The sequence below is a fragment of the Pseudomonas sp. 2995-3 genome (genome assembly GCF_002742565.1).
Lineage (GTDB): Bacteria > Pseudomonadota > Gammaproteobacteria > Pseudomonadales > Pseudomonadaceae > Aquipseudomonas > Aquipseudomonas edaphica.
In genome coordinates, this window is the sequence record NZ_LJSB01000157.1 from 742,086 (window position 1) to 768,588 (window position 26,503).

General features: G+C 60.8%; 28 protein-coding genes. 16 read left to right on the forward strand and 12 right to left on the reverse strand.

The features are described 5' to 3' along the window. Positions 1-219: 219 nt before the first annotated feature. From AOA62_RS11140 to AOA62_RS11155, 4 genes are all read left to right on the forward strand, one after another. Positions 220-819, forward strand: a complete 600-nt coding sequence (locus tag AOA62_RS11140) for a class I SAM-dependent methyltransferase (RefSeq protein ID WP_017137381.1) — start codon at positions 220-222, stop codon at positions 817-819. 122 nt (positions 820-941) lie between these two features. After that, the gene (gene rnd, locus AOA62_RS11145; protein WP_017137382.1) at positions 942-2,075 is read left to right on the forward strand and encodes a ribonuclease D; all 1,134 of its coding nucleotides are present in this window, start codon (positions 942-944) and stop codon (positions 2,073-2,075) included. Next, the gene (locus tag AOA62_RS11150; protein ID WP_017137383.1) at positions 2,072-2,365 is read left to right on the forward strand and encodes a YcgL domain-containing protein; all 294 of its coding nucleotides are present in this window, start codon (positions 2,072-2,074) and stop codon (positions 2,363-2,365) included. Before rnd ends, AOA62_RS11150 begins: the two co-directional genes overlap by 4 nt. A 108-nt stretch (positions 2,366-2,473) precedes the next feature. After that, positions 2,474-3,406 (forward strand): D-2-hydroxyacid dehydrogenase, encoded by a 933-nt coding sequence (locus AOA62_RS11155; protein ID WP_017137384.1) that lies wholly within the window; start codon positions 2,474-2,476, stop codon positions 3,404-3,406. A gap of 152 nt (positions 3,407-3,558) precedes the next feature. Here the strand turns inward: AOA62_RS11155 and AOA62_RS11160 are convergent, their stop codons facing one another. Next, on the reverse strand, positions 3,559-4,143 hold the full coding sequence (locus AOA62_RS11160) for a nitroreductase family protein (protein ID WP_099548659.1): 585 nt from the start codon (positions 4,141-4,143) through the stop codon (positions 3,559-3,561). Positions 4,144-4,296: 153 nt separating this feature from the next. Between AOA62_RS11160 and AOA62_RS11165 the strand changes: the two genes are divergently transcribed. Both AOA62_RS11165 and AOA62_RS11170 read left to right on the forward strand, forming a co-directional pair. Beyond that, positions 4,297-4,746, forward strand: coding sequence for a YcgN family cysteine cluster protein (locus tag AOA62_RS11165; RefSeq protein ID WP_017137386.1), 450 nt, complete (start codon positions 4,297-4,299; stop codon positions 4,744-4,746). Positions 4,747-4,758: 12 nt separating this feature from the next. Continuing rightward, on the forward strand, positions 4,759-5,979 hold the full coding sequence (locus AOA62_RS11170) for a hypothetical protein (protein WP_099548660.1): 1,221 nt from the start codon (positions 4,759-4,761) through the stop codon (positions 5,977-5,979). Between the two features lie 55 nt (positions 5,980-6,034). Here the strand turns inward: AOA62_RS11170 and AOA62_RS11175 are convergent, their stop codons facing one another. From AOA62_RS11175 to AOA62_RS11185, 3 genes are all read right to left on the reverse strand, one after another. Beyond that, complete coding sequence (locus tag AOA62_RS11175) at positions 6,035-6,376, reverse strand: DUF2892 domain-containing protein (RefSeq protein ID WP_017137388.1); 342 nt, start codon at positions 6,374-6,376, stop codon at positions 6,035-6,037. Between the two features lie 67 nt (positions 6,377-6,443). Then, the gene (locus AOA62_RS11180; protein WP_003189607.1) at positions 6,444-6,911 is read right to left on the reverse strand and encodes an RNA methyltransferase; all 468 of its coding nucleotides are present in this window, start codon (positions 6,909-6,911) and stop codon (positions 6,444-6,446) included. A 162-nt stretch (positions 6,912-7,073) separates the two neighbouring features. Then, positions 7,074-7,448 carry a YajD family HNH nuclease gene (locus AOA62_RS11185; protein ID WP_003210675.1) on the reverse strand — a complete coding sequence of 125 codons (375 nt, stop codon included), beginning with the start codon at positions 7,446-7,448 and terminating at the stop codon, positions 7,074-7,076. 151 nt (positions 7,449-7,599) lie between these two features. Here AOA62_RS11185 and AOA62_RS11190 point away from each other — a divergent pair, with 151 nt between their 5' ends. Next, entirely contained in the window at positions 7,600-8,520 is a 921-nt protein-coding gene (locus AOA62_RS11190; RefSeq protein ID WP_099548661.1) for a ParB/Srx family N-terminal domain-containing protein, read from the forward strand. A gap of 156 nt (positions 8,521-8,676) precedes the next feature. On the opposite strand, the gene AOA62_RS11195 is transcribed toward AOA62_RS11190, so the two are convergent. After that, complete coding sequence (locus tag AOA62_RS11195) at positions 8,677-9,363, reverse strand: spermidine synthase (RefSeq protein WP_099548662.1); 687 nt, start codon at positions 9,361-9,363, stop codon at positions 8,677-8,679. Between the two features lie 78 nt (positions 9,364-9,441). Here AOA62_RS11195 and AOA62_RS11200 point away from each other — a divergent pair, with 78 nt between their 5' ends. Then, on the forward strand, positions 9,442-9,726 hold the full coding sequence (locus AOA62_RS11200) for a hypothetical protein (protein WP_026013726.1): 285 nt from the start codon (positions 9,442-9,444) through the stop codon (positions 9,724-9,726). On the opposite strand, the gene AOA62_RS11205 is transcribed toward AOA62_RS11200, so the two are convergent. Then, complete coding sequence (locus tag AOA62_RS11205; protein WP_017137392.1) at positions 9,723-10,196, reverse strand: cyclic nucleotide-binding domain-containing protein; 474 nt, start codon at positions 10,194-10,196, stop codon at positions 9,723-9,725. The two genes, AOA62_RS11200 and AOA62_RS11205, sit on opposite strands and share 4 nt — an antisense overlap. 70 nt (positions 10,197-10,266) lie before the next feature. Next, the gene (locus AOA62_RS11210) at positions 10,267-12,309 is read right to left on the reverse strand and encodes a S9 family peptidase (protein ID WP_099548663.1); all 2,043 of its coding nucleotides are present in this window, start codon (positions 12,307-12,309) and stop codon (positions 10,267-10,269) included. 21 nt (positions 12,310-12,330) lie between these two features. Between AOA62_RS11210 and AOA62_RS11215 the strand changes: the two genes are divergently transcribed. Genes AOA62_RS11215 through AOA62_RS11225 form a run of 3 tightly spaced genes read left to right on the forward strand, consistent with a single transcriptional unit; the run spans position 12,331 to position 14,228 of the window. Continuing rightward, a complete protein-coding gene (locus tag AOA62_RS11215) occupies positions 12,331-12,867 on the forward strand; it encodes a hypothetical protein (RefSeq protein WP_017137394.1) in 537 nt (178 codons plus the stop codon). 30 nt (positions 12,868-12,897) lie between these two features. Next, on the forward strand, positions 12,898-13,674 hold the full coding sequence (locus tag AOA62_RS11220; protein WP_017137395.1) for a class II glutamine amidotransferase: 777 nt from the start codon (positions 12,898-12,900) through the stop codon (positions 13,672-13,674). A gap of 11 nt (positions 13,675-13,685) precedes the next feature. After that, a complete protein-coding gene (locus tag AOA62_RS11225) occupies positions 13,686-14,228 on the forward strand; it encodes a DUF2937 family protein (RefSeq protein ID WP_099548664.1) in 543 nt (180 codons plus the stop codon). A gap of 109 nt (positions 14,229-14,337) precedes the next feature. Here the strand turns inward: AOA62_RS11225 and AOA62_RS11230 are convergent, their stop codons facing one another. Continuing rightward, a complete protein-coding gene (locus AOA62_RS11230) occupies positions 14,338-15,252 on the reverse strand; it encodes a LysR family transcriptional regulator (RefSeq protein ID WP_099548665.1) in 915 nt (304 codons plus the stop codon). 175 nt (positions 15,253-15,427) lie between these two features. Here AOA62_RS11230 and AOA62_RS11235 point away from each other — a divergent pair, with 175 nt between their 5' ends. From AOA62_RS11235 to AOA62_RS11245, 3 genes are read left to right on the forward strand one after another with little or no spacing between them, the layout of a single operon-like run. Further along, entirely contained in the window at positions 15,428-16,168 is a 741-nt protein-coding gene (locus AOA62_RS11235) for a 5-oxoprolinase subunit PxpA (RefSeq protein ID WP_017137398.1), read from the forward strand. Beyond that, positions 16,165-16,869 (forward strand): 5-oxoprolinase subunit PxpB, encoded by a 705-nt coding sequence (gene pxpB, locus AOA62_RS11240; protein ID WP_017137399.1) that lies wholly within the window; start codon positions 16,165-16,167, stop codon positions 16,867-16,869. The genes AOA62_RS11235 and pxpB overlap by 4 nt, the downstream gene beginning before the upstream one ends. Beyond that, positions 16,866-17,780 (forward strand): biotin-dependent carboxyltransferase family protein, encoded by a 915-nt coding sequence (locus tag AOA62_RS11245; RefSeq protein ID WP_099548666.1) that lies wholly within the window; start codon positions 16,866-16,868, stop codon positions 17,778-17,780. The genes pxpB and AOA62_RS11245 overlap by 4 nt, the downstream gene beginning before the upstream one ends. A 106-nt stretch (positions 17,781-17,886) precedes the next feature. Here AOA62_RS11245 and AOA62_RS11250 read toward each other — a convergent pair whose 3' ends face one another. From AOA62_RS11250 to AOA62_RS11260, 3 genes are all read right to left on the reverse strand, one after another. After that, positions 17,887-19,065, reverse strand: a complete 1,179-nt coding sequence (locus AOA62_RS11250) for a VWA domain-containing protein (RefSeq protein ID WP_099548667.1) — start codon at positions 19,063-19,065, stop codon at positions 17,887-17,889. Then, positions 19,065-19,910 carry a MoxR family ATPase gene (locus AOA62_RS11255; protein ID WP_017137402.1) on the reverse strand — a complete coding sequence of 282 codons (846 nt, stop codon included), beginning with the start codon at positions 19,908-19,910 and terminating at the stop codon, positions 19,065-19,067. The genes AOA62_RS11250 and AOA62_RS11255 overlap by 1 nt, the downstream gene beginning before the upstream one ends. Before the next feature lie 222 nt (positions 19,911-20,132). Continuing rightward, positions 20,133-21,209, reverse strand: coding sequence for a DUF748 domain-containing protein (locus AOA62_RS11260; RefSeq protein WP_099548668.1), 1,077 nt, complete (start codon positions 21,207-21,209; stop codon positions 20,133-20,135). Between the two features lie 124 nt (positions 21,210-21,333). Between AOA62_RS11260 and cysK the strand changes: the two genes are divergently transcribed. After that, entirely contained in the window at positions 21,334-22,308 is a 975-nt protein-coding gene (gene cysK / locus AOA62_RS11265) for a cysteine synthase A (RefSeq protein WP_099548669.1), read from the forward strand. Between the two features lie 312 nt (positions 22,309-22,620). Then, a complete protein-coding gene (locus AOA62_RS11270; protein WP_099548670.1) occupies positions 22,621-23,559 on the forward strand; it encodes an aspartyl/asparaginyl beta-hydroxylase domain-containing protein in 939 nt (312 codons plus the stop codon). Positions 23,560-23,623: 64 nt separating this feature from the next. Here the strand turns inward: AOA62_RS11270 and acnA are convergent, their stop codons facing one another. Beyond that, positions 23,624-26,365, reverse strand: coding sequence for an aconitate hydratase AcnA (gene acnA, locus AOA62_RS11275; RefSeq protein WP_099548671.1), 2,742 nt, complete (start codon positions 26,363-26,365; stop codon positions 23,624-23,626). Positions 26,366-26,503 lie beyond the last annotated feature (138 nt).

Genomic DNA, 26,503 nt, shown 5'->3' on the forward strand with positions numbered 1-26,503 from the left:
TACACCGAAGAGCTGCTTTTCTGTGGGCGCTGGCTTGCCTGCGAAGGCATCAACTCGGTGTACCCGATGTACCGAGGTGCCAGCATCGCAGGCAAGCCAGCTCCCACAGTCGAACGTCGGTGTTTTACAGGCGTCACGGTTTCAACCTTTTTTTCACGTTGCAGTGGTTAAGCTGCGGATCAAGGTCGTTCACCACCGTTCCACCCACATGAGCCCGCGATGTCGCCACAACCTCCATCCTCTATCGAGATCGAATTCACCGAGCGCTGTGACCGCGAGCATGCGCAGGTCTGCGGCGACACGCGTCCGCCCGCGCTGCTCAAGCGTCTGGCGGCCTGGCGCGATGAACGGCTGGTGCGCCAAGCGTTGAAAGTGGCCGGTGAGCCTGGGTTGATCCTCGACCTGGCGTGTGGCTCCGGCCGGTTTTGGCCCGTGTTGGCCGAACACGTCAACCGGGTGATCCTGGCATCCGACAACTCCCAGGACATGCTCGACCATGCGCGCACCCATCACCCGGCGGCGTTGCTCAAACGGGTCAAAACGTTCCAGGGTTCGGCGTTTTCCATCGGCCTGTCGGCCAACGCCGTGGACTGTATTTTCTGTTTGGAACTGTTTCGTCATGTGCCCAGCAGCGACGTACGCATGGCGCTGTTGCGCGAATTTCACCGTGTCAGTCGCGACACAGTGATTGTCGCGGTGAGCTCGCGCACACCGGTGGAGGACGAATTCCGCCAGGCCGGTTTCAAGGTCCTCCATCAGCAGGAGTTCCTGCCGGGCTCCAAGCTGTGGCGTGTCTACGTCTTGCGTAAGAGAGGCTAAGTCCCGCCTGTCGGACTATTCTTCCTCTCTTGTCAGAGTTTTCATGATGGTGTGTGCACTGCGGATGCTCGCAAGTCCCTTTCGCGATATATACTGCGCGCCATTCTTCAAGGGAGAGCCGTGTGGCCATCGATATTCACTGGATCTGCGACAACGATAGCCTCGGCCAGCATTGCGCCGAATGGCAGCAGTTGCCATTCGTCGCCCTCGACACCGAATTCATGCGGGTCGACACCTTTTATCCCATTGCCGGGCTGATCCAGATCGGTGATGGCGTTCGCGCTTACCTGATCGACCCCCTGACCATCGATAACTGGCAACCCTTGGCCGCCTTGCTGGAGAACCCGGCGGTGATCAAGGTGGTGCACGCCTGCAGCGAAGACCTGGAAGTGTTGTTGCGCCTGACCGGCAGCCTGCCGGTGCCGCTGTTCGACACTCAATTGGCAGCGGCTTACCTGAACCTCGGTTTCTCCATGGGCTACTCGCGCCTGGTGCAGGCTGTACTCGACATCGAACTGCCAAAGGGCGAAACCCGCTCGGACTGGCTGCAGCGGCCGTTGTCCGAGACCCAGGTGAGCTACGCCGCCGAAGACGCGGTGCACCTGGCCGAAGTCTATGTGCGCTTGCGCCCGCAGCTGTCGGATGACAAATATGCCTGGGTACTGGAAGACGGCGCCGAACTGGTGGCCAACCTGCGCCGCGAAGTCGACCCGTATGAGGTGTACCGTGACGCCAAGCTGGCGTGGAAACTCTCGCGTGCGCAGCTCGCCGTATTGCGTGAGCTGTGCGCCTGGCGCGAGCAGCAGGCCCGTGCCCGTGACCTGCCGCGCAACCGCATCATTCGCGAACACTCATTGTGGCCCTTGGCCAAATCCCAGCCGGATAACCTCGCTGCGCTGGGCAAGATCGAAGACATGCACCCGCGCACTGTGCGTCAGGACGGCCAGTTTCTGCTGGACCTGATCAAGCGCGCCGGCAGCGTGTCGATGGACCAGTGGCCGCCCGCCGTGGCTGAGCCGCTGCCGGTGGACGCTGCTGTGCTGATCAAGCAACTGCGCGCCCTCGGCCAGGCCGAGGCCGAGCGCCTGGAGATGGCGCCGGAACTGATGCTGCGCAAGAAAACCCTCGAAGCCCTGGTCAAGAGCGGCTACCCCGATGGGCCTTATACATTGCCAGACTCGCTGCGTGGCTGGCGCCGCGAGTTGATGGGCCAGGCGCTGCTCGACAGCCTGGCCACTGCCGGAGAACAGCCTTGAAACGTATTTGCTCCATTTATCGCAGCTTGAAAAAAGACGGGATGTACCTCTACGTGCTCAAAAGCGATGCGCTGGAGCGTGTGCCGGAACCCTTGATGACTGCCTTCGGCAAAGCCCATCTTGCATTCGAGATGATACTCACGCCGGAGCGCAAGTTGTCGCGCGAGGACATTACCGTGGTCCTGGAAAACCTCGACAAGCAGGGCTACCACCTGCAAATGCCACCGGCCGAGGACGAGTACATCGAGCACTTGCCCGAAGAGCTGCTGCGCCGCAACGACCCGATGTAACCGGTCAGTGCCCTGTCCCGGGCACATTCTTTTATGGACTCGTATTCGTTTGGCGGTGGCCGTAAGGAAGCGGGCGGCCGTCTGCACTGTTTTTGAAAGGTTTGAACCATGCGTGTTCTGATTGCTGAACAGGATCACCCGCTCTACGCCCAATTGCTGAGCGAAGCGGCCCCGGACCTTGAGGTGCTGACCAGCGGCGACTCGGCCGAACTGTCGCGCCTGGCCGCCGATTGCCCGGTTTGGCTGGGCCAGCCGGACCTGCTCGCCACCTTGCTGCGCCAGGGCCATAAGCCGCAATGGCTGCAATCGACCTGGGCGGGTATCACGCCGCTGCTGGCCGATGGCTTGCCGCGCGACTATCGCCTGACCCGCGCGGTAGGCATCTTTGGCCAGGTCATGGCCGAGTTCGTGCTCACCTATATGCTCGGCCATGAGCGCGAAGTGCTGGCGCGACTGGTCAGCCAGGTCGAGCGCAAGTGGGACAACCGCATGGGCCAAAGCCTGGCGGGACGCAAGGTGCTGGTGGTTGGCACCGGCGATATCGGCCAGAGCGTTGCTGATTTTTTGCTGCCGTTTGGCGTCAAGCTCTACGGGATTGCCAGCAGCGCGCGAGAACAGGCACCGTTTATCGAAGTGGCCGGGTTGGACCAACTGAGCCGGCTGGTGGGGGAGGTGGACTACGTGATCAACCTGCTGCCGAACACGCCTGATACCCATGATTTGTACAACGCGGCGCTGTTCAAGCAATTCAAGCCGACGGGGTTGTTTATCAACGTCGGGCGCGGCGTGGCGGTGGTCGATGCCGATTTGGTCGAGGCGCTTAAAGAGGGGCACTTGGCCGGTGCGGTGATCGACGTGTGCCGTCAGGAGCCTTTGCCGCAACGCCATCCGTTCTGGACCGCCTGGGGCTTGCTGTTGACCGGGCACAGTTCCGCGCCGACGTCGCCGGGGATGATGGTGGAATTGTTTGTGCAGAACCTGCGGGCTTATCAGGCCAAGGATGCACTGCGCGGGGAAGTCAGCTTCGAACGCGGCTATTAAACGTGTGAGCTGGGCTTATGTGGGAGCTGGCTTGCCTGCGATAGCATCACCTCGGTCTACCTGATTCACCGAGGTGCCTTCATCGCAGGCAAGCCAGCTCCCATACAAACCAGCTCCCACACAAGCCCGCACATATTGGATCTATGCAAGGCTTACAGGCTGAAATCACCCTCGGACACCAGTTCGCTCAGCGGCCGACGCGGGCTTGGCGCTTCACGACCTTGCAGGTACTCCGGCAAGCTCGACTTGTCCCCCAGCTTGCCCACGGCCACAGCCGCGTGCAGGGCATAACCTTCTGGAATCTTCAGCTCTTTGCGGGTCAGCTCCTGATCGAAACCGGCCATGCCGTGGGTGTGCCAGCCGCTGAGGCTGGCTTGCAGCGCCAGGTGGCCCCACGCCGAACCGGTGTCGAAGGTGTGCCACAGCGCCGGGGTTTCTTCGCTGGCGCCGGGGGCGGTAAAGTCGGTTTTTGAAGCGATGATCACCAGGGCCGACGCGTGTTGCGCCCAACCACGGTTGAATTCATTGAGCAACCCCAGGAAACGCTCCCAGTTCGGCGTGTCGCGGCGCGCGTAGAGCAAGCGCCATGGCTGCGAGTTGTAGGCCGACGGCGCCCAGCGTGCGGCTTCGAAGAAGCTCAGCAGCGTCTCCTGCGGGATGCTTTCGCCGGTAAAGGCGCGGGGCGACCAGCGTTCGGTGAACTGGGTGTGGATCGGGTAATCGGCAACGCGTGTCATGGGCAGTTCCTGATCGTCAATTCGGCCTTCAAAGCTACTGCGCGCCCACTAGACTGACAAGTGTTGTTACACCGCCAGTCGTAAGCGCTTGGCCCCAGGCGCCTTGGGCACTAGACTGGCGGCCTTTTCACCTTCCGATACTGATGTAGAGCCATGGCCGCCAAAGTCGAACCTTTCTGGATACGCAAAACCCTTGAACACCTCGACCAGGAGGAGTGGGAGTCGTTGTGCGACGGCTGTGGCCTGTGCTGCCTGCAAAAGCTTGAGGATGAAGAAGACAACAGCGTCTATTACACGCGCATCGCCTGCAAATTGCTCGACCTGAAAACCTGTCAGTGCAGCGACTACACCAACCGCCGCGCCTCGGTGCCCGATTGCATCCAGCTCACGCCGGGCCAGGCCGACCAGTTCAAATGGCTGCCGCCGACCTGCGGCTACCGCCTGGTCAGCGAACGCAAGGACTTGCCGCTGTGGCATCACCTGGTGTGTGGCGACCGCGATGCTGTGCACCATGAACGCATTTCCCAGTCCGGGCGCATGCTCGCCGAAGGCAGCGTGCCCGAAGATGACTGGGAGGATTACCTGATCTTCCGCGCAGGCTGAAAAGGAGTGTGTATGAGGGTGGCAACCCGGCTGGCGGCATCCTTGGTGCTGCTGGCACTGAGCCTGCCTGCGTGGTGCGCGAAGAAAGTCGACCTCGATTATCACGTCAAGCTGCTGCCCCAGAGTGATCAGGCCGAGGTCCGCGTGAGCCTGTCCCAGGGCTCGGCTGTGCGCAGCCTGAACTTCGACCTGGGCCGTGACGGCGACTACAGTGACTTCAAGGCCGACGGCCAATGGCAGGTCACCGGCAGCCGTGGCCTGTGGCAACCCAGCGCCGACAAAGCCAGCCTGACTTACCGCGTGCGCCTCGCCCATGCGCGCAAGGCGGGCGTGTATGAGGCGCGGATGACGCCGAGCTGGGCGCTGTTTCGCGGCGAAGAGCTGGTGCCGGTTGCGCGGCTGGACCAGCAGGACGGTACCGAGTTGGTGTCGCGCCTGATGTTTGAATTGCCGGCCGGCTGGAAGAGCGTCGAAACCGCCTGGCCGCGTATCGGCAAGCACAAATTCCGTATCGACAATGTGTCCCGCCTGTTCGACCGGCCTACCGGCTGGATGCTCGCTGGCAGCCTCGGCAGTCGTCGCGTGCGCCTGGGTGAAACTGACGTCACCGTGGCCTCGCCCAAGGGTCAGGCCATGCGCCGGATGGACGTGCTGACGCTGCTGACGTTCGTCTGGCCGCAAGTCGAAGCCGCACTGCCACGCCATCCTGCCAAGCTGTTGATCGTCGGCGCCAGCGACCCGATGCGCCGTGGCGCTTTCTCATCTCGCGATTCGATTTACCTTAACAGCCGCACGCCGCTGATCAGCGAAAACGGCAGCAGCCCGTTGCTGCGCGAAGTGGTGCAAGCCATTGGCCGTTTTAACGACCACGATACCAGTGACTGGATCAGCGAAGGGTTGGGCGAGTATTACGCCATTGAACTGCTGCGGCGTGCCGGCGGCATTACCGATGAGCGGTATGCGGCGATACAGACGCGGTTGGCCAAGGAGGGCAAGGGCGTGATCAGCCTGCGCGGCAATCAAGTCAACGCTGCGACCGTGGCGCGGGCGGTGCTGGTGTTGCAGGAGCTGGACCGCGAGATCCGCGTCAAGACCCACAACAAACGTTCGCTGGATGATCTGGCGCAGGCGGTGATGCGGGCGAACAGTGTTAATACGGCGCAGTTTGTGCAGTTGGCTGAAAGTGTGATCGGCGAGTCGTCGGTGGTGCTGGACAACAAATTATTGCGTTGACCCAAAACAACTGTGGGAGCTGGCCAGCTCCCACAGTTGATTGGGGTTGGCCGGGCTATTTAGTGGCTTTCTCTGCCGCCACTTCAGCCTTGGTCTTCAAGTTCTTCAACTCTTCGCCCGCGCGTTCGATCTTGGTGCGCACACTGTTCATTTCCTGGCGGCCTTGCTCCAGCTTGTCCTTGAGCGAGCTGTGCCCGGTCACGCCGCGCACCAGCGCCACGCCACCAATCGCCACCTGGATCAGCCCGAAGATGCCGCCACGGCGCAGGCCTTTGCCGACCATCATCACACCGCCGGCCACCGAAAGAATGCGTTCCGACCCGTGTACGTTTTGCTCGCTTTTGGGGGCTGGCTGCAGGTGTTCGATGATAGGTCGCAGGGTTTTGCTGTCGCTCATGGTTTGTCTCCAACAAAGGCAAGTGTAAGTAGCTGACTGTTTGCAGGCGCCGGATGTTCCCGAAATATCAGTACTTGGGGCCTGAGCGGGTGTTGTTGCCCTTGGCCAGACGGTCGTACAGCACCACATTGACGGTGGCGGCAAGGTTCATGCAGCCGGTGGTCGGGATGTACACCACGTCTTCACACCAGTCGCGGATCTCTTTGTCCAGCGAGCCGTCTTCGGGGCCGAAGATGTACAGCGCGCGGTCCGGGTGCGTGTATTCGGGCAGAGGGCGGGCGCCTTCCACCAGCTCCACGGCGACCGGGATACAGCCCAGCGGCAGGATCTTTTTCAGGTCATCGATGCCGATCAACGGAATGTCGTGGTGGACCTTCTTGGTGTCGGTGATGAAGTCCCGGGCGCGCTCGTAACGCACGCCGGTGTAAAACACCGAGGCCACGCCGTAGCAGCCGGCGGCGCGCATCACCGAGCCGACGTTTTCGGGGGATTTGGGGTTATACAGACCGATGCAGCTGTAGCGTTTATTGCCCACGGGGAAGGGTGCCTTGGAGGAAAACCGCGATTATACGGCCTTGGAGGCATGTGTTGCTTGGGCGATCGCTATCGCGGGCAAGCCCGGCTCCCACACTTGGAATGCATTCCCCTGTGGGAGCTGGCTTGCCTGCGATGAGGCCCGCACAGACAAAGAAGGGCTTCAGTCGTCCTTTTTCATCAACCCCGCCAACGCCGCAAACGGGTTGTGCGTCGCCTTGGCAATCGTCGGGCTGCTGGTGGAGCCTTCGCCGAAATACTGCTGGTCGGTGTAGCGCGAGTGTTCGTTGTCGTGGCAGTACAGGCACAGCAACTCCCAGTTGGAACCGTCCTGGGGGTTGTCATCATGATTGTGGTTGCGATGGTGTACGGTCAGTTCGCTCAAGCGTTTGCCGGCAAACTCACGGGCACAGCGGCCGCACACGTGCGGGTACATCTTCAAGGCTTTGTCGCGGTAGCCCATTTCCCGGTCGCGCTGGGCATCGGCGAGGATGCGGTCCAGCTTGGCGGTGTGGGAGGGCGGGTTGGTCGAGCTCATCATGGCTCCTGGCTATTTGGGGGTTCACGGATAGGGTTGATTCTAGCCGCTCGCGAGGCAAATGACCGCTGGCTTTTTCAGCCGCGGTACAGCTGCGCTTGAGCGAACGTTTGTAGTATCGGCATATTCACTTCACAAGGATCTGAAACCTATGCGTGTGTACACATGGACCGCAGCCCTGCTGCTCAGCGCCCTGGCCGCTCAAGCCCAGGCGTTCTCCACACCCAAGCCCGGCCAGGTGATCGAGGTGGCCCTTGAGCAACTGCACCCGACCCAGGCCGTGGTGGGCTTTGACCAGATCTACTACAGCCTGGGGCTGTTCGCCGACAAACCGGCCAAGGTGTTCGACGAATACTGCGAAACCAACGGCCAGGGCGCCGCCGACAACGTGCCGAAGAAAGCCGACCTGCACCAACCCGATAGTTTCACCTGCAAAGACCCGGTGGGCACCCACCCCGACGACATGAAAACCGTGGTGGTTGGCCCCGGTGGCCAGTTGTACCTGACCGACGGTCACCATAGTTTTACCACCTTGTGGGAAGTGCCCGGCGGCGGCCCGCAGCTGAAAATGTGGGTCAAGGTAACCGATGACTTCAGCAACAGCGCCGACATGAATACCTTCTGGCAGCGCATGGAGGCGGCCCGCAAGGTCTGGCTCAAGGACAATCAAGGCCAGACCCTGCCGCCGCAACAGCTGCCTGCGCACCTGGGCTTCAAGAACCTGCAGGACGACACGTTTCGCAGCCTGGTGTATTTCACCCGCAAGGCCGCCTATGGCAAGCCGGACGATGGCGCGATTGCGCCGGAATTCCTGGAGTTCTACTGGGGCAATTGGCTGCGTACGCAGATTGATTTGAAGGCGTACAACCTGAACAAGAAGGGCGGCTATAAGGACGCGATTGAGGCGGTTGCCAAGCGCATGGTCAGCCTGGCGCCGGGTTCACAGGTGGGCAGCAGCGGTTTTACTGCCAGGCAACTGGGCGGTATGACCCAACTGGACCAGGGCGAGCTGGACAAGACCTTCGAGAAAAAAGTGCCGTATGTGATCGACTATCGAAAATCCCGGGGCTGACACGGGACCAAAATGTGGGAGCTGGCTTGCCTGCGATGCTGGCACCTCGGTGATTCAGGTAGACCGCGGTGATGCTATCGCAGGCAAGCCAGCTCCCACACAAGCCAGCTCCCACACCAGCGGGCTCCTACAGGTTTTTTTTTGTGTCAGCGGGCCTCAGCCCTTGAGCTTCTCGGCAATCCAGATGGTATGCCGGGTGCCCTTGTTGCCATGGGCGAACACCTGCACTTCCTCGGCCTTGAACCCGGCCTTGCGCAGTTTGTCGCTGAACAGCTTGTCGGCGCTGGCTGACCACACCGCCAGCACGCCTTTAGGCCGCAGCGCTTTGGCACACGCGGCCAGGCCACCGGCCGAATACAGCCAACTGTTGGCTTTTTGCGTCAGGCCTTCGGGGCCGTTGTCCACATCCAGCATGATCGCGTCAAAGCCTTGCGGCTCGGCCTGCAGCACCTTGGCCACGTCTTCCATGCGGATCACCGTGCGTGGGTCCAGCAGCGGGCGGCCGGATTTTTCCCCCAGTGGGCCACGGTTCCATTCCACTACGCCAGGCACCAATTCCGCTACCACCACTTCAGCGCCCTTGCCCAAATGCTTGAGTGCCGAGGCCAGGGTAAAGCCCATGCCCAGGCCGCCGATCAGCACCCGCGAACCCGGCCGACCGGCGACTTTACGGCAAGGAATCTCCGCCAGCGCGTCTTCGGAACCATGCATGCGTGTGTTCATCAACTGGCCGCCGTCACCGCCCTGGATCTTGATGACAAAATCCTCGCCGTATTCGAACAGGCACAAGGCACCGCCGTTGTCGGGGATTGGGGTGGTGTCGAGCAGAACGAAACGTTTCATGGAAATCTCATTGGGAAGGGCATTCTTGCGCGGTTGGGAGTAGCCTTACGACATTCCGGTCAGGCCATGGAGCCATCGATGAAGTGCAGCATTCTAACGGTCATTGCGTTGAGCGCGCTCACATTGGGTGCGGCGCAGGCGCAAGAGGCGCAAACCGTGCCCGTGGCGCCTACGCCAACCCCCGGTGCGCCGGGCACGCCGACGCCCACCTTGTACCCGCAAGTCACTCCGCCCGTGGCGCCCAAAACCACCGCGAACGGCTCACCGGCGCTGGTGCCGATTGTGTTGCCAACGCCGCCCAAGGATCAGACGGTGCCCGGCCTGCTGCAAAATGACAGCAAGCCGAAGACGCCCGGCGGTTAAAATTGCTGGGACAGTAATTGCCCGTCGGCCATGCGCAGGCGCTTGGACAAGGCAATCGCAATCGCGCGAATGATCTTGGCCGCTACCCTGGGGGCTTCGTTGAGCATTTTTTCCAGCGCATCTTTGCCCAGGTTCAACAGCACGCAATCACTGGCGGCCACGCAACTGGCGGAGCGCCGCTCGCCGTCAAGCACGGCCATTTCGCCAAAGGCCCGACCACTGCGCAAGGTGGCGATGGTCAGGCGCTGGCCGGTGTGATTGGTTTTTTGCACGGCCACCTGGCCGCTGTGCAGGATGCACATGAAGGTGCCTGCATCGCCCTCGAGGAAAATCACCTCATCGCGGGCAATGCTGCTGATATTGAAGTAGCCGGCGGCCACGTGAAAATCTTCCGGTAACAGCGGGTCGAACAGGCCGCAATCCATGAGCATGTCGCGGATTTCGTTGTTCATCAGAGTCGGTAGTGGCATAGCTGCAATCTTGGTCCATCAATCAAGTCGGGCGGTCTTGTGTTCAGACAGGACCGCCTTGCTAAGTTCCTTAAACGAGCCCCAGGGCCTTGAAGACAAATCCATATTCGAGCGCTACGTCACGTAATCCCTGGTAACGCCCGCTCATCCCGCCATGGCCGGCACCGAGTTCAGTCTTGAGCAGCAACAGGTTGTGGTCGGTTTTGGTGTCGCGCAATTTGGCCACCCACTTGGCCGCTTCCCAATACTGCACGCGGCTGTCGTTGTAGCCGGCAATCACCAGCATGTGCGGGTAAGCCTGGGCCTGGACGTTTTCATAGGGCGCGTAGGCCTTGATGCGTTCATACACCTCGGGCTCTTGCGGGTTGCCCCACTCGTCGTACTCGGTAATGGTCAGCGGCAGTTCCGGGTCGAGCATGGTGTTGAGCACGTCGACGAACGGCACTTCGGCAATCGCCGCCTGAAACAGCTCCGGGCGTTGATTGAGCACCGCGCCGATCAACAGGCCGCCGGCACTGCCGCCGCTGATAGCCAGCTGCTTGGAGGTGGTCAGCCCTTCGGCGATCAAGTGCTCGGCGCAGGCGATAAAGTCGCTGAACGTGTTCTGTTTGTGTTCCTGCTTGCCATTGCGGTACCAGGCTTCACCCAGCTCACCGCCGCCGCGTACATGCGCGATGGCAAATGCCACGCCACGCTCCAGCAAACTCATGCGCGCATGGGAAAACCAAGGGTCGAGGCTTGAGCCGTAGGCGCCGTAGCCATAGAGGTACAGCGGCGTGGGTTGGCCAAGCTGATCACGCTTGACCACCAGGCTGATCGGCACCTGAGTGCCATCTGCAGAAGTCGCCCACAGCCGTTGGCTGACATAATCGTCGGCGTTGAACACACCGAGTACCGGGGTTTCCTTGAGCACCACCTGCGCGCCGCTGGCCAGTTCAAGCTGGCGCACCTGGGCCGGACGGTTCAGGGCTTCATAACGCAGGCGGATCTTGTCGCTGGCAAATTCCAGGCTGTTCTGCACGTAAAGGCTGTAGGCGGCGTCAGGCAATTCCACGCGGTAGGCGCTCGAACCCTGCGGGTGCACTTCGATCACCGGCAGGCCGCCGATACGCAGACTCAAGGTCATGGCGCCGGCATTGAGGCTTACGCCGTCGAGCATCACGTCATCGCTGTGGGGGACCAGGTTCTGCCATTGATCCTCGCTTGGCACACTGCCAGTGTCGGCGGCGATGAACAGCGCATAGTTGATGCCGTCACGGTTGCTGCGGATAAACCAGGTCCATTGGTCATCCAGCATGCCGTGGTCGACATCGTATTCATGGTCTTCGACCCGTGGCGCCAGGCAGGTGAAAGCCTGCTGTGGCTGGTCGGCGTCCAGCGCCCAGATTTCGCTGGTGGTCTTGCTGCCCAGGGCCAGCAGCAATTGGCGCTCGGAGCTGGAGCGGTAGCAATGCAGGAAGAACCGCCCGTCGGGCTCGTGGAACACTTCCTGCGCTGCCGTGCCATCCAGGCGGTAGCGGTAAAGCTTGTGCGGGCGATGGGTGTCGTCCAGTTCGCCGAAGAACAGCGTCAGGCTGTCGTTGGCCCAGGTCATGCTGCCGTCGCAGTCTTCAAACTCCAGTTCGCTGACCTTGCCGGTGGCCAATTCCTTCACGTACAGGGTGTAAATCTCTTCACCGCTGGTGTCGAGGCTGTAGGCCAGGCGCAGGTGGTCGGGGCTGATGCTGAACGCGCCCAGGGAGAAAAAGCCGCCGTTTGCCAGCACATTCGGGTCCAGCAGCAATTCTTCGCTGCTTTCGTCCACCGTGTTGCTGTCATCCGCCGGGCGACGGCAGCGGTAGTGGCGGGCGTATTCATCACCGGCGGTGGTGCGTGTGTAATACAGGTACGGGCCCCACGGCGAAGGCAACGACAGGTCGGTTTCCAGGATGCGGCCCTTGATTTCTTCGAACAGGCTTTGACGCAGGGCTTGCTGGCCGGCGAGCTGGTCTTCCTGCCAGGCGTTTTCGGCTTTGAGGTAATCGAGGACTTCAGGTGTGTCACGTTCCTGCAGCCAGGCATACGGGTCCGGGCCTTGGGCCTTGCGGGCGATCGGGGCAGTCGATATAGGCATGGATCACTCTCTGTCTGGCGGATGGTGGCAGGCATTGCAGCCGAGACACGCAAAAGCCGTTATCATAGCCGCCTCTTTGCCAGCCTTGCCATGGACACCATGACCGAGAACGACTATCTGACCGCTTGGGGCCTTTACGCCTTCGCCGCTTTGGGCTGCCTGTTGGTGTGGTGGCGCATGACCCGCTGGATCTGGCGCTGGCTGCGTGAGCCGCTGCAATTGTTGATGGCGGTGTTGCTGTTCAGCCCGACCATCGTCGACCCGGTCAAGACCCAGTTTGCGCCAGCCGTGGCCATTACCGCCCTGGACCTGGTGCTGCACGTGGGCAATAACGCCTGGCGGGCCATCTCCGACCTGTTCATGTACACGATGATCGCGTTTGGCGTGTATATCGTGTTCGTGTTGATCCGCTGGCCCATCGAGCGTGCCGCCAACGCCCGCCGTGAGCGCAAGGCCGCCGCCGACGCCGCACTGGCCGCCGAGCCGGTAGACGAAGACGACGAACCTTTCCGTCGCCCGCCGCCTGCCGGCAATCTGCGGGTTGAGCCGCGTCTTTAACGTTGTAAGCCCTGCAGCGAGAGCCCTGGCATGTGTGAATTATTGGGCATGAGTGCCAACGTCCCCACCGATATCGTGTTCAGCTTTACCGGGCTGATGCAGCGGGGCGGGCGTACCGGCCCCCACCGCGACGGTTGGGGTATCGCGTTTTACGAAGGCCGTGGCCTGCGGCTGTTCCAGGACCCGGCCGCGAGCAGCGAGTCGGAAGTCGCCCTGCTGGTGCAGCGTTATCCAATCAAAAGTGAAGTGGTGATTGGCCATATCCGCCAGGCCAATGTGGGCAAGGTGAGCCTGGCCAACACTCACCCGTTCGTGCGTGAACTGTGGGGCCGTAACTGGTGCTTTGCGCATAACGGCCAATTGGCCGACTTCAACCCGCGCGCCACGTTCTACCGGCCGGTGGGCGACACCGACAGCGAAGCGGCGTTCTGCGACCTGCTCAATCGCGTTCGCGAAGCCTTTCCGGAGCCGGTGGAGATCGAGCAGGTGCTGCCGGACCTGATCGCCGCCTGCGCCGAATACCGCAGCAAAGGCGTGTTCAACTGCCTGCTCAGCGACGGCGACTGGCTGTTTTGCTACTGCTCGACCAAACTGGCGCAGATTACCCGGCGCGCACCGTTTGGCCCGGCGCGTTTGAAAGATGTCGACGTGATCGTCGATTTTCAGGCCGAAACCACGCCTGATGACGTAGTCACGGTGATCGCCACCGAGCCCTTGACCGACAATGAAAACTGGACCCGCTACGAACCGGGCCAATGGAGCCTGTGGCGACGCGGTGAATGCGTCAGCCAAGGCGTTACCGAGTAAGGATATCGACCATGTTGCTCAGTTATCTGCGGTTGGTGCTGTTTGCCATTGGCTTGTTGGTCGGCGTGCAAGTGCCGGGGTTTATCAACGACTACGCCAAGCGCGTTGAAGCCCATTTGATCGAAGCCCAGACCGGCCTGCGCGGCTTTGATGCCACGGCGCAGCAGTTCTTCAATGGGGACTTGCAGGCGTTGGTGGCCCATTACCGCGCCAGTGATGACCCGGTGTTTCGCAGCGATGCCAACAGCCTGGGCACTTTGCTCGATCGTCAGGTGGCGTTGGACAAGCAGTTCCAGGCCATGCAAGGCCCGTGGTACATCCGCGCGCTGCAAGTGGCGGTGGCTGCCGACCCGGATATCCGCCTGGAAACCTGGAATGGCTACAGCTACCAGATTTTGCTGACGCCTGAGGCGATGGGCTGGGGTTTGGGCGGGGCGATGCTGTTGTCGTTCGGCATCGAATGCCTGTTTCGCCTGATCGACTGGGTGGTGTTGGGCGGCAAGCGCCTGCGCCAGAGCCGGCCGATTGAAGAGCGCGACCTTAAAGGCCTCTAAAGATGATCGTTCCCACGCTCTGCGTGGGAATGCCTCTTGTGACGCTCTGCGTCAGGCTTTGGGACGCAGAGCGTCCCGGGCTGCGTTCCCACGCGGAGCGTGGGAAAGATCATTGGCTTAGTACCATCCTTTCTTCGCCCACTTCCTCGGCATACCGCGCCACCACCTTCTGGCAAAACCCCACAATCTCCTCCACCAACTCCACCCCCACACGCCACGACACCACCACCTGCAAGTTCGGCAAGCGTTGCGCCATTGGCAGCATCACCAACTCCCCACTGGCCAATTCCTCCATCACCAGCACCGGCGGTAACGCGCCAATCCCGAAGCCATCGCGTAGCAAGCGGGTAATCGCCGACACCGAGTTCACACAGTTCATGCGTGGCGAGGCCACCCCGTTGGCCTGCATCAGGCTCAGCACATCCTGGTGTGGGTGGGAATTTTTCGAGTAGGTGATGATGCGCTCCTGGGCCAGTTCGGCGAGGGAGGCGTAGTCACGGTTGTAGATGGAGTGGCTGGCGACTATCCAGGCCATGGGGTGGCTGGCCAGCTCCAGGCTGCGCACTGTTTCCAGGCGCAGCAGGTCGGTTTGCAGGATCAGGTCGAGGAAGCCTTTTTGCAGCTGATCGCTGAGGTTAAGCGCCGTATCGGCGACCAGTTCGATTTCTACCCGCGGGAAGTGATCCATCAATTGCGCCACCAATGGGCTCAGCCAGGTGTGGATCACCGTGTCCATGGCACCGATGCGGATGCGCCCCACCTTGCTGCTGGTGGTCTCCAGGGACTGCTTCAAGCCCTGCATTGTGACCATCATCTGCTCGGCATAATCGAGCACCTTCAAGCCTTCCGGGGTCAGGCTGACGCCGCGTGAATCGCGCAGAAACAGCTTCACACCCAGTTCGCTTTCGAGCACGGCGATGCGGCTGGAAATCGAGGCCTGGGTGGTGAACAGCTTTTCGGCGGTCAGGCGAAAGCTCTTGAGCTTGGCCACCCAGACGAAAGTTTCGAGGAACTTCAAATTCATGGGATCAACTTTTCTTATGCTTGGATCGGTTTTTATTAGTTGGACGCCGCACCCGGCAAACGCCAAAAATCGAGGCATTCCACGATAAGCGCCGTTAGGGTGTCAGGACAAGTTGCGAGTTCTGCGTAAAAAATCCCACACTACAAAAAATACAAAGCCTACAGGAGCAACCACCGTGAGCCGTCTGCTTTTGAATTGCGACATCGGCGAAAGCTTTGGTAACTGGACCTTGGGTCTGGACGCCGAGGTCATGCCGTTCATCGATTGCGCCAACGTGGCCTGTGGGTTTCATGCCGGCGACCCGAGCATCATGCGCCAGACCGTCAGCCTGGCACTCAAGCATGGCGTGCAAATAGGTGCGCACCCGGCCTACCAGGACCTGCAAGGGTTCGGCCGCCGTTCCATGGCCTATACGCCGCAGGAAATCCAGGACCTCATGCACTACCAGATCGGCGCCCTTGAGGGCATCTGCCGTGCGCAGGGTACCCGCGTCAGCTACGTCAAACCCCATGGTGCGCTGTACAACGACATGATGGCCAAACCGGCGCAACTGCGAGCGGTGATGCAGGCTGTGGCCGCGTATGGCGATTTGCCCTTGATGTTGCTGGCCAAAAGCGACAACAGCGAGGCCCAGGCGATGGGCGATGAATTCGGCCTGACACTGTGGTTCGAAGCCTTCGCTGATCGCGCCTATGACCCTAAGGGCCATCTGGTTTCGCGTCAGTTGCCGGGCGCGGTCCATCACGACGCCGACACCATCGTGCAGCAAGCCCTGACCATTTCCCGTGGGCAAGCCCTGACGGCCAGCGACGGCAGCGCCCTGGTGTTGCAGGCCAACACCCTGTGCGTACACGGCGACAACGCCAGCTCGATCGCCGCTGTGCAGCGCATCCGCGAGGCGTTGAAACCAGCATGAAGCCACGCATTGAAGTGGTGGCCATCGACTGCTTGATGGTGCGTCTGTTTGAGGTGATTGCTGAAGCCAACATGCCGTGGATGCTCGCCGCCACCCAACGTCTGCGTGAAAGTTTTGGTGACGCGCTGGTGGATCTGGTGCCGTCCTACACGACCTTGATGGTGCATTACGACCTCACAGCGTTAAGCCCGGCCCAGGCGCGGGAGCTGATCGACCGTGCGCTGACCGACTTGCAACCCCAGGCGCAGGGCAGCGGCCAGTGCCACGTGTTGCCGGTGTGGTACGACCTGAGTGTCGGCCCGGAACTGACGTTGCTCAGCCAGCGCAGCGGCTTGTCGATCGAGCAGGTGATCCATCGCCACAGTGCCCACGAATACCAAGTCTTTGCCCTCGGCTTCGCGCCCGGTTTTGCCTTTATGGGCTTGGTCGACGAAATCCTCGCCACACCACGGCTCAACACGCCGCGTAAACGCGTGGCGGCCGGCAGTGTCGGCATTGCCGAGCGGCAAACCGCCGCCTACCCGGTGGTGTCGCCGGGCGGCTGGAACCTGATCGGCCGCACCCCGACCAAACTGTTCGACCGCGAGCGTGACGGCTACAGCCTGATGCAGCCGGGCGATACCGTACGTTTCGAAGCGGTCGGCCACGCCGAATTCATCCATTTGGGTGGCGATGACACGCCGTTGGAGGCGCAGGCATGAGCCGCTTGTTGATCGAGGCCAGCACGCCGCTGTGCCTGTTGCAGGACGCCGGACGCTTTGGCGTGCGCCACCTGGGCGTGACCCAGGGCGGGGCGCTGGATTGGGTGTCGATGTCCTGGGCCAATTGGCTGCTGGGCAATGCGCTGGATGCACCGGTGGTGGAAATCACCTTGGGCGGGTTTACCGTGCAGGCCGAAGACTATTGTTTGCTGGCATTGGCCGGGGCGGATTTGGGCGCCTATATCGACGAACGCGCCATCAGCCCTGGGCGCAGTTTTATCCTGCAAAAGGGCCAGCGTCTGCGCTTTACCCAGCCATTCAGTGGTGCGCGGGCTTACCTGGCGGCGCCCGGCGGGTTTGATGCGCCGGCTGTGCTGGGCAGTTGTTCCACGGTGGTACGTGAGGCATTAGGTGGGCTGGACGGTTTCGGCAAGGCCTTGGCCGAAGGCGGGCGGTTGGTTTATTCCGGTACGGGCGGCGCGATGAAAGTGCTGAGCACGCCTGATCTGCCGGCAAAAACGCCGCTGGACGTGATTGTCGGCGCGCAGATCGGCCAGTTCAGTGGGCAGAGCCTGTTCGATGCATTCAATACCGACTGGTCGCTGGACAGCCGCGCCGACCGCATGGGCATGCGCCTGCTGGGCACGCCGTTGCAGTACCAGGGGCCGTCGTTGATCTCTGAAGGCATCCCGTTGGGCGCGATCCAGGTGCCGCCGGATGGGCAGCCGATTGTGTTGCTCAATGATCGGCAGACCATTGGCGGCTATCCGCGTTTGGGCGCACTGACGCCGTTGGCATTGGCGCGGCTGGCGCAGTGTTTGCCGGGGGAGAAGGTGAGGCTGGCGCCAGTGGTGCAGGAGACTGCGCATCGGCAGCACATCGAGTTTTTGCAGCGGTTTTTGAATCGCTAAAAGCATCGCAGGCAAGCCAGCTCCCACAGGGGAATGCATTTCAACTTTGGAATGCACTCCCCTGTGGGAGCTGGCTTGCCTGCGATAGCGTCAGTGAATACACCACCTACTTAGACAGAAAACGCATGCCTTCTTCCAGCCCACGCAACGTCAGCGGATACATCTGATCCTCCACCAACTCGCGCACAATCCCCGTCGACGCCGTATAGCCCCAAGTGTCTTTCGGGTACGGGTTAATCCAGATCAGCTTCTTGTACTTGGCCATGAAGCGCTGCATCCACACATACCCAGGCTCCTCGTTCCAGTGCTCGACACTGCCGCCGGCCTGGGTGATTTCATACGGCGCCATCGACGCATCGCCGATAAAAATCACTTTGTAGTCGGCGCCGTACTTGTGCAGCAGGTCCTGGGTAGAGGTGCGCTCTGAAGTGCGGCGCTGGTTGTTCTTCCACACCGACTCGTACACGAAGTTGTGGAAGTAGAAGTACTCCAGTTGCTTGAACTCGGTTTTGCACGCCGAAAACAGCTCTTCGCAGATCTTCACGTGAGCGTCCATCGAGCCGCCGATATCGAACAGCAGCAACAGCTTGATGGTGTTGCGCCGCTCCGGGCGCATCTGGATATTCAGCAAGCCGGCATCCCGCGCCGTGTGGTCGATGGTGCCGTCGATATCCAGCTCTTCAGCCGCACCCTGACGCGCAAATTTGCGCAGGCGGCGCAGGGCGATCTTGATATTGCGCGTGCCCAGCTCGACCTGATCGTCGAGGTTCTTGTATTCGCGCTGGTCCCAGACCTTTACGGCTTTGCCCTGGCGTTTGCCGGCATCACCAACCCGGATACCTTCCGGGTTGTAGCCGCCGGAGCCAAACGGGCTGGTGCCCCCGGTGCCGATCCACTTGTTGCCGCCGGCGTGGCGTTCTTTCTGTTCTTCCAGGCGTTTCTTGAATTCTTCGATCAACTTGTCCAGGCCGCCAAGGGACTGGATCTGCGCGCGTTCCTCATCGGTCAGCGAGCGTTCGAATTCCTTGCGCAGCCATTCTTCAGGGATCAACGCCTGCAGGTGGTCGTCGAGCTTTTCCAGCCCATTGAAATAGGCGCCGAACGCACGGTCGAATTTGTCGAAGTGCCGTTCGTCCTTGACCAGGATCGCCCGGGCCAAGTAATAAAACTCGTCCATGTCAGCGAAGACCACGCGCTGTTTAAGCGCGTTGATCAGGTCGAGCAGCTCGCGCACCGACACCGGCACCTTGGCGGCGCGCATCTCGTTGAACAGGTTGAGCAGCATCAGCGATTACCGCGACGGCTCATGAACGCCAGACGCTCCAGCAACTGCACGTCTTGCTCGTTCTTGACCAGGGCACCGGCCAGCGGCGGAATAGCCTTGGTCGGGTCGCGCTCGCGCAGCACCGCTTCGCCGATGTTGTCGGCCATCAGCAGCTTGAGCCAGTCGACCAGTTCGGAGGTGGACGGCTTTTTCTTCAGGCCCGGCACTTTGCGCACGTCGAAGAACACGTCCAGCGCTTCGCTGACCAAATCCTTCTTGATATCGGGGTAGTGCACGTCGACGATCTTTTGCAGGGTGCTGCGGTCGGGGAACGCAATGTAATGGAAGAAGCAGCGGCGCAGGAACGCGTCCGGCAGCTCTTTTTCGTTGTTGGAGGTAATGATGATGATCGGGCGTTTCTTGGCCTTGATGGTCTCGTCGATTTCGTAGACGTAGAACTCCATCTTGTCGAGTTCTTGCAGCAGGTCGTTGGGGAACTCGATGTCGGCCTTGTCGATTTCATCGATTAGCAGGATCACGCGCTCCTCGGACTCGAAGGCTTCCCAGAGCTTGCCCTTTTTCAGGTAATTGCGCACATCGTGGACTTTCTCGTTGCCCAGTTGCGAGTCGCGCAGGCGGCTGACCGCGTCGTACTCATACAGGCCCTGATGCGCCTTGGTGGTCGACTTGATGTGCCAGGTGATGAGCTTGGCACCAAAGGACTCGGCCAATTGCTCGGCGAGCATGGTCTTGCCGGTGCCCGGTTCGCCCTTGACCAGCAGCGGCCGCTCCAGGGTGATGGCGGCGTTGACGGCCAGTTTCAGGTCATCGGTAGCCACATAGGCCTGGGTGCCTTCGAACTTCATCGGTCATTCCTCGAATTCATCAATGCCCGGACTATACCGCGCAGCCCCGGCGACTGTGAACGCAGACGGGTTATTCAGTCTCTGAATGGCCGGTCACATCGCAGGCCAACGGGCGGGGGTTATGCTGATGCTTATGTGGGAGCTGGCTTGCCTGCGATGCGAGCACCTCGGTGATTCAGGCAGACTGAGTTGATGCTATCGCAGGCAAGCCAGCTCCCAGGGTTAGTTGGCGGAAGGCTTGGGTTGTTCGTAGCGCGCATTGAACGCCTGGATGAAGCCATTACGCAAAATCGCCAAAAATGCGGAGAACGCGCTGATATCTTGCTGATGCACGCTGCCACTGAGTTCCACGCGGGTGGCAAACTGGTTTTTGTTCTGGTTCTTGAGCACGGTTTCGCTGGTGCCTACCACGGCTTCCCAGATCGAGCGGAAGATGTTTTTGTCCTTGTTCTCCACGTCCTGTTTCCAGTCGAACACTTCTACATCGCGCAGCAGCGGCTTGATATAGCCAGTGAGCTGGCCTTTTTCCGCTTGGGCTTCAATCACCACGTCGCCGGTGCCAGCCTTGAAGTCGAATTTGCCATAGGCCGAGGCGAAGTCGTTCATGCGTTTAAGTTGCAAGTCGCGGGCGCGGAAGCGGAATTCGAAGTCTTCAAAATTATTTAAAGGATCAAAGGTTGCGTTGGCCTCCATAGGGGCCTGGCCCTGCAGCAGGGCCTTGCCTTCGAATCGCGCGTCGCGTTTGCCTTTGAGGTCTACCACGTTGGTCAGGTTGTACAGACTGGCATTGACCTCGGTGGCCTTGATGTTCACCTGGGGCTTGGAGCTGAAATTATGAAAGGCGATCTTGCCATCTTCAATGCGCACTTCATTCAGCGTGATCGGCAGCAGTTTTTTCAACTGTTGCTGCCAGTCGGTGCCTTTACCGGTTTGGGACGCCTGTTTGTTGGCACCGCCGTCGACGAAGTTGATTTCAGGCTTTACGAAATGGCCCTCGGCGACGACGGCATGGTCGTACCACAGCGAGTGCCAGCTGACGGCAAATTCAATCAGCGGCGCGTTGACGAACGGCACAGGTACTTTACCGTCGACCTTGACGATTTTCAGGCCATTAATGCGGTAGGCGCCACGCCACAAGGCCATGTCCACGTCAGTGACCTGGCCACGGTAGTCGCCCATGTCGGCCAGCTTGTCGTTCAGGTAATTGCGCACCAGATAGGGCAGGGCCAGGTCCAGGGCGATCAGTACTACCACCAGTACGGCGACGATCCATAGCAGCCCACTGTAGCGACGTTTCATGTCAATGCTCTCCAACGGTATAGGCGATGGACCGCACGCGCGGGCGCAACGTTCCTCTGACTGGACGCCCAAAGGCCTGAGGCATACCCTTGGGGCCTTCTTGAAATTGCCTTAAGGACCCGTCATGAGCCGTATCTTTGCCGACAACGCGCACTCCATCGGTAACACGCCCCTGGTGCAGATCAACCGCATTGCGCCGCGTGGCGTGACCATCCTGGCCAAGATCGAGGGGCGTAACCCGGGTTACTCGGTGAAGTGCCGCATTGGCGCCAACATGATCTGGGACGCCGAAAGCACCGGCAAACTCAAGCCGGGCATGACCATTGTCGAACCGACCTCCGGCAACACCGGCATCGGCCTGGCATTTGTCGCCGCCGCCCGTGGCTACAAGCTGCTGCTGACCATGCCGGCCTCCATGAGCATCGAGCGACGCAAAGTGCTCAAGGCCCTGGGCGCCGAGTTGGTGCTGACTGAGCCGGCCAAGGGCATGAAAGGCGCTATCGACAAGGCTGGCGAGATTGTCGCCAGCGATCCGGCCACCTACTTTATGCCGGCCCAGTTCGAAAACCCGGCCAACCCGGCTATTCACGAGAAAACCACCGGCCCGGAAATCTGGAACGACACCGATGGCGCCGTGGACGTGCTGGTGGCGGGCGTGGGCACTGGCGGCACCATTACTGGCGTTTCGCGCTATATCAAGAACATTGCGGGCAAGCCGATTCTGTCGGTGGCGGTTGAGCCGAGGGTATCGCCGGTGATCACCCAGGCGCTGGCCGGTGAAGAGATCAAGCCGAGCCCGCACAAGATCCAGGGCATCGGCGCCGGGTTTGTGCCGAAAAACCTCGACCTGTCGATGGTTGACCGCGTGGAGCTGGTGACCGACGACGAATCCAAGGCCATGGCCCTGCGCCTGATGCAGGAAGAGGGGATTTTGTGCGGTATCTCCTGCGGCGCCGCCATGGCTGTGGCCGTGCGTCTGGCCGAGAAGCCGGAAATGCAGGGCAAGACCATCGTGGTGATCCTGCCGGACTCCGGCGAGCGTTACCTGTCGAGCATGTTGTTCAGCGATCTGTTTACCGATCAAGAAACCCAGGCGTGATGATCTCCTGTGGCGAGCAGGCTTGCCCTGCGCTGGGCTGCGAAGCAGCCCTAAACCCGACGAATCGGTCTATCAGGTACACCGCGTAGTCTGAATGGGGAGTGCTTCGCACTCCAACGCAGGGCAAGCCTGCTCGCCACAACAAGCCTGCTTGCCACAACGGCTCCGCTCATCATCGGAGTTGATGTATATCAGCCGGTCGGCCTGGGCCTTCTGCATAATGGCCCAAGTGTTTATCATGGCCGGCTGCTACGTCTGGTTTCCCGTTGACGGGAGGTTGCTGGCCAGGCGCTTATTTTCAGGAGTTGCTGCATGACCTTTTCTTTGGCCGCCAAACTGTCGGTGCTGGCGTTGTTTATCGGCAGCATTCTGTATGTGCACTTGCGCGGCAAGGCGCGTTTGCCGGTGTTGCGCCAGTTCGTCAACCATTCGGCACTGTTCGCCCCGTATAACGCCTTGATGTACCTGTTCTCGGCCGTGCCGTCCAAGCCATACCTGGATCGCAGCAAGTTCCCGGAGCTGGATGTGCTCAAGGATAATTGGGAAGTGATCCGCGAAGAGGCCATGCACCTGTTCGACGAGGGTTATATCCGCGCCGCCGAAAAAAACAACGACGCCGGTTTTGGCTCGTTCTTCAAGAAGGGCTGGAAGCGTTTCTACCTCAAGTGGTACGACAAACCCCTGCCATCGGCGGAGGCGCTGTGCCCGAAAACCGTGGCTTTGGTGAGCAGCATCCCTAACGTCAAGGGCGCGATGTTCGCGCTGCTGCCGGGTGGCAGCCACCTCAACCCGCACCGCGATCCGTTTGCAGGCTCGCTGCGTTATCACTTGGGCTTGTCCACGCCAAACTCCGACGACTGCCGCATTTTTGTCGACGGCCAAGTTTACGCGTGGCGCGACGGTGAAGACGTGATGTTCGATGAAACCTACGTGCATTGGGTGAAGAACGAAACCGAGCACACCCGTGTGATTCTGTTCTGCGATATCGAACGCCCGTTGAGCAACCGCATCATGACCGGTATCAACCGCTGGGTCAGCAAGCAGCTGGGTCGCGCGACTGCGCCGCAGAACCTGGATGACGAGCGTGTGGGCGGGATCAACCAGGCGTATGCCTGGAGCAAGACGTTCAGTGACAAATTCAGTGGTGTGGTCAAGCAGTGGAAACGCAAGCATCCCAAGGCCTACCGCATTGCGCGGCCGGTGCTGGCTGTGGTTGTGCTGGTGCTGCTGTGGAAGTGGCTGTTCGGCTGATCTGAACACGGTCAAAACTGTGGGAGCAGGCAAGCCAGCTCCCACATTTGATCTCCCGTGTTGCTTAGGACGCGATCAACTGGCGCAGCACATAGTGCAAGATGCCACCGGCCTTGAAGTATTCCACCTCATTAAGCGTATCAATCCGGCACAGCACCTCAACCTTCTCGCTGCTGCCGTCTTCGCGGGTAATCACCAGTGTCAGGTTCATCCGTGGTTCGATCTCGGCATCGGTAAGCCCAAGAATGTCGATCTTCTCCTTGCCGGTCAGCTTGAGCGCCTTGCGGTTCTGATCCAGCTTGAACTGCAACGGCAACACACCCATGCCCACCAGGTTGGAGCGGTGAATCCGCTCGAAACTCTCGGCAATCACCGCCTTGACCCCCAGCAGGTTAGTGCCCTTGGCCGCCCAGTCGCGGCTTGAGCCGGTACCATATTCCTGGCCTGCAATCACCACCAGCGGCGTGCCCGAGGCCTGGTACTTCATGGCGGCGTCATAGATCGGCATTTTCTCGCCGGTGGGGATGTACAGCGTGTTGCCGCCTTCTTCGCCGCCGAGCATTTCGTTGCGGATACGGATGTTGGCAAAGGTGCCGCGCATCATCACTTCATGGTTGCCCCGGCGTGAGCCGTAGGAGTTGAAGTCGCGTGGCTCCACGCCTTGCTCGCGCAGGTAGCGCCCGGCGGGGCTGTCGGTCTTGATATTGCCGGCGGGGGAGATGTGGTCGGTGGTCACCGAATCGCCCAGCAGGGCCAGAACGTTGGCGCCCTTGACGTCTTCGATCACCGGCAATGGCCCGGAAATATCGTCAAAGAACGGCGGATGCTGGATGTAGGTGGAGTCCTCCTGCCATACATAGGTCGCGGCCTGCGGCACTTCAATCGCCTGCCATTGCTCGTCACCGGCAAACACTTCGGCATATTCCTTGTGAAACATACCGGTGCTGACCTGCGCCACCGCATCGGCAATCTCTTTGCTGCTCGGCCAGATGTCTTTGAGGTACACCGGCTTGCCGTCCTTGCCTTCGCCCAGCGGCTCGCTGCTGATGTCGATACGCACGGTGCCCGCCAAGGCATAGGCGACCACCAACGGCGGCGAAGCCAGCCAGTTGGTTTTCACCAGTGGGTGCACGCGGCCTTCGAAGTTGCGGTTGCCCGACAGCACCGAAGCCACCGCCAGGTCGGCCTTCTGGATGGCTTTTTCGATCGGCTCAGGCAATGGCCCGGAGTTGCCGATGCAGGTGGTGCAACCGTAGCCGACCAGATCAAAGCCCAGCTTGTCGAGGTATTGGGTAAGGCCGGCCGCCTTGTAGTAATCGGTCACCACTTTGGAGCCGGGCGCCAGGGAGGTTTTCACCCACGGCTTGCTGGTCAGGCCTTTTTCCACGGCCTTTTTCGCCACCAGGCCTGCGGCCATCATCACGCTGGGGTTGGAAGTGTTGGTGCAGGAGGTAATCGCGGCGATCACCACCGCGCCGTTTTTGAGGCGATAGGTGTGGCCGTCGTACTCGTAATCGGTCTCGCCGACCAAATCCGCATTGCCCACGGCAACCCCGCCGCCGCCTTCACTTTCCAGGCGGCCTTCTTCTTTGCTGGCGGGTTTGAACTGCAGGTCGAGAAAGTCCGTGAACGCCTGGCCTACATTGGGCAGTGACACACGGTCCTGCGGGCGTTTCGGCCCAGCCAGGCTGGCTTCGACACTGCCCATGTCCAGCGCCAGGGTGTCGGTGAACACCGGTTCCTGGCCGGCGTTACGCCACAGGCCCTGGGCCTTGGTGTAGGCCTCCACCAACTTGACGGTTTCTGCCGGGCGGCCGGACAGGCGCAGGTAGTCCAGCGTCACCTCGTCCACCGGGAAAAAGCCACATGTGGCGCCGTATTCCGGGGCCATGTTGGCGATGGTAGCGCGGTCGGCCAGGGGCAGGTCGGCCAAGCCGTCGCCGTAGAACTCGACGAACTTGCCGACCACGCCTTTTTTACGCAGCATCTGGGTGACGGTCAGCACCAGGTCGGTGGCAGTAATACCTTCTTTCAATTTGCCGGTCAGCTTGAAGCCGATCACTTCCGGAATCAGCATCGACACCGGCTGGCCGAGCATCGCCGCTTCCGCTTCGATACCGCCCACGCCCCAGCCCAGTACACCCAGGCCGTTGATCATGGTGGTGTGGGAGTCGGTGCCCACCAACGTGTCGGGGAAGGCGTAAGTGCGGCCGTCTTCGTCCTTGGTCCACACCGTGCGCCCCAGGTACTCAAGGTTGACCTGGTGGCAGATGCCGGTGCCCGGTGGCACCACGCTGAAGTTGTCGAACGCACTTTGGCCCCAGCGCAGGAAGGCGTAGCGTTCGCCGTTGCGCTGCATCTCGATGTCGACGTTCTGTTCAAAGGCGCTGGTGCTGCCGAACTTGTCGACCATCACCGAGTGGTCAATCACCAGGTCCACGGGGGAGAGCGGGTTGATGCGCTGCGGGTCGCCACCGGCCTTGGCCACGGCGGCGCGCATGGCGGCCAGGTCGACCACGGCGGGTACGCCGGTAAAGTCTTGCATCAATACGCGGGCCGGGCGGTACTGGATCTCGCGGTCGGACTGGCGCTCTTTGAGCCAGGCGGCGATGGCCTTGAGGTCGGCGCCGGTGACGGTCTTGTTGTCTTCCCAGCGCAGCAGGTTTTCCAGCAGCACCTTGAGGGACATCGGCAGCTTGTCCAGGTCACCCAGGCTCTTGGCGGCTTCGGGCAAGCTGAAGTAGTGGTAAGTCTTGTCGTCGATTTGCAGGGTTTTAAGGGTTCTCAGGCTATCTAGCGATGACATTACATGACTCCTTATGGTCCGCACGGCTACGGACCTGACGGGACGAACAGAGCTTTCAACTTAGCCCTGTTTTCATTAGCAGGCTAATAACTGGACTCTATCGTTAAGTCCAAGGTTCCGAACTCGGCTATCATGCGC

What these genes read in the sequence shown, in the direction of transcription:
- AOA62_RS11140 (WP_017137381.1), top strand. Translation starts at nt 220, where the DNA reads ATGTCGCCACAACCTCCATCCTCTATCGAGATCGAATTCACCGAGCGC.
- AOA62_RS11155 (WP_017137384.1), top strand. Translation starts at nt 2,474, where the DNA reads ATGCGTGTTCTGATTGCTGAACAGGATCACCCGCTCTACGCCCAATTG.
- AOA62_RS11160 (WP_099548659.1), bottom strand. Translation starts at nt 4,143, where the DNA reads ATGACACGCGTTGCCGATTACCCGATCCACACCCAGTTCACCGAACGC.
- AOA62_RS11165 (WP_017137386.1), top strand. Translation starts at nt 4,297, where the DNA reads ATGGCCGCCAAAGTCGAACCTTTCTGGATACGCAAAACCCTTGAACAC.
- AOA62_RS11170 (WP_099548660.1), top strand. Translation starts at nt 4,759, where the DNA reads ATGAGGGTGGCAACCCGGCTGGCGGCATCCTTGGTGCTGCTGGCACTG.
- AOA62_RS11175 (WP_017137388.1), bottom strand. Translation starts at nt 6,376, where the DNA reads ATGAGCGACAGCAAAACCCTGCGACCTATCATCGAACACCTGCAGCCA.
- AOA62_RS11185 (WP_003210675.1), bottom strand. Translation starts at nt 7,448, where the DNA reads ATGAGCTCGACCAACCCGCCCTCCCACACCGCCAAGCTGGACCGCATC.
- AOA62_RS11190 (WP_099548661.1), top strand. Translation starts at nt 7,600, where the DNA reads ATGCGTGTGTACACATGGACCGCAGCCCTGCTGCTCAGCGCCCTGGCC.
- AOA62_RS11195 (WP_099548662.1), bottom strand. Translation starts at nt 9,363, where the DNA reads ATGAAACGTTTCGTTCTGCTCGACACCACCCCAATCCCCGACAACGGC.
- AOA62_RS11200 (WP_026013726.1), top strand. Translation starts at nt 9,442, where the DNA reads ATGAAGTGCAGCATTCTAACGGTCATTGCGTTGAGCGCGCTCACATTG.
- AOA62_RS11205 (WP_017137392.1), bottom strand. Translation starts at nt 10,196, where the DNA reads ATGCCACTACCGACTCTGATGAACAACGAAATCCGCGACATGCTCATG.
- AOA62_RS11210 (WP_099548663.1), bottom strand. Translation starts at nt 12,309, where the DNA reads ATGCCTATATCGACTGCCCCGATCGCCCGCAAGGCCCAAGGCCCGGAC.
- AOA62_RS11215 (WP_017137394.1), top strand. Translation starts at nt 12,331, where the DNA reads ATGGTGGCAGGCATTGCAGCCGAGACACGCAAAAGCCGTTATCATAGC.
- AOA62_RS11220 (WP_017137395.1), top strand. Translation starts at nt 12,898, where the DNA reads ATGTGTGAATTATTGGGCATGAGTGCCAACGTCCCCACCGATATCGTG.
- AOA62_RS11225 (WP_099548664.1), top strand. Translation starts at nt 13,686, where the DNA reads ATGTTGCTCAGTTATCTGCGGTTGGTGCTGTTTGCCATTGGCTTGTTG.
- AOA62_RS11230 (WP_099548665.1), bottom strand. Translation starts at nt 15,252, where the DNA reads ATGAATTTGAAGTTCCTCGAAACTTTCGTCTGGGTGGCCAAGCTCAAG.
- pxpB (WP_017137399.1), top strand. Translation starts at nt 16,165, where the DNA reads ATGAAGCCACGCATTGAAGTGGTGGCCATCGACTGCTTGATGGTGCGT.
- AOA62_RS11245 (WP_099548666.1), top strand. Translation starts at nt 16,866, where the DNA reads ATGAGCCGCTTGTTGATCGAGGCCAGCACGCCGCTGTGCCTGTTGCAG.
- AOA62_RS11250 (WP_099548667.1), bottom strand. Translation starts at nt 19,065, where the DNA reads ATGCTGCTCAACCTGTTCAACGAGATGCGCGCCGCCAAGGTGCCGGTG.
- AOA62_RS11255 (WP_017137402.1), bottom strand. Translation starts at nt 19,910, where the DNA reads ATGAAGTTCGAAGGCACCCAGGCCTATGTGGCTACCGATGACCTGAAA.
- AOA62_RS11260 (WP_099548668.1), bottom strand. Translation starts at nt 21,209, where the DNA reads ATGAAACGTCGCTACAGTGGGCTGCTATGGATCGTCGCCGTACTGGTG.
- cysK (WP_099548669.1), top strand. Translation starts at nt 21,334, where the DNA reads ATGAGCCGTATCTTTGCCGACAACGCGCACTCCATCGGTAACACGCCC.
- AOA62_RS11270 (WP_099548670.1), top strand. Translation starts at nt 22,621, where the DNA reads ATGACCTTTTCTTTGGCCGCCAAACTGTCGGTGCTGGCGTTGTTTATC.
- acnA (WP_099548671.1), bottom strand. Translation starts at nt 26,365, where the DNA reads ATGTCATCGCTAGATAGCCTGAGAACCCTTAAAACCCTGCAAATCGAC.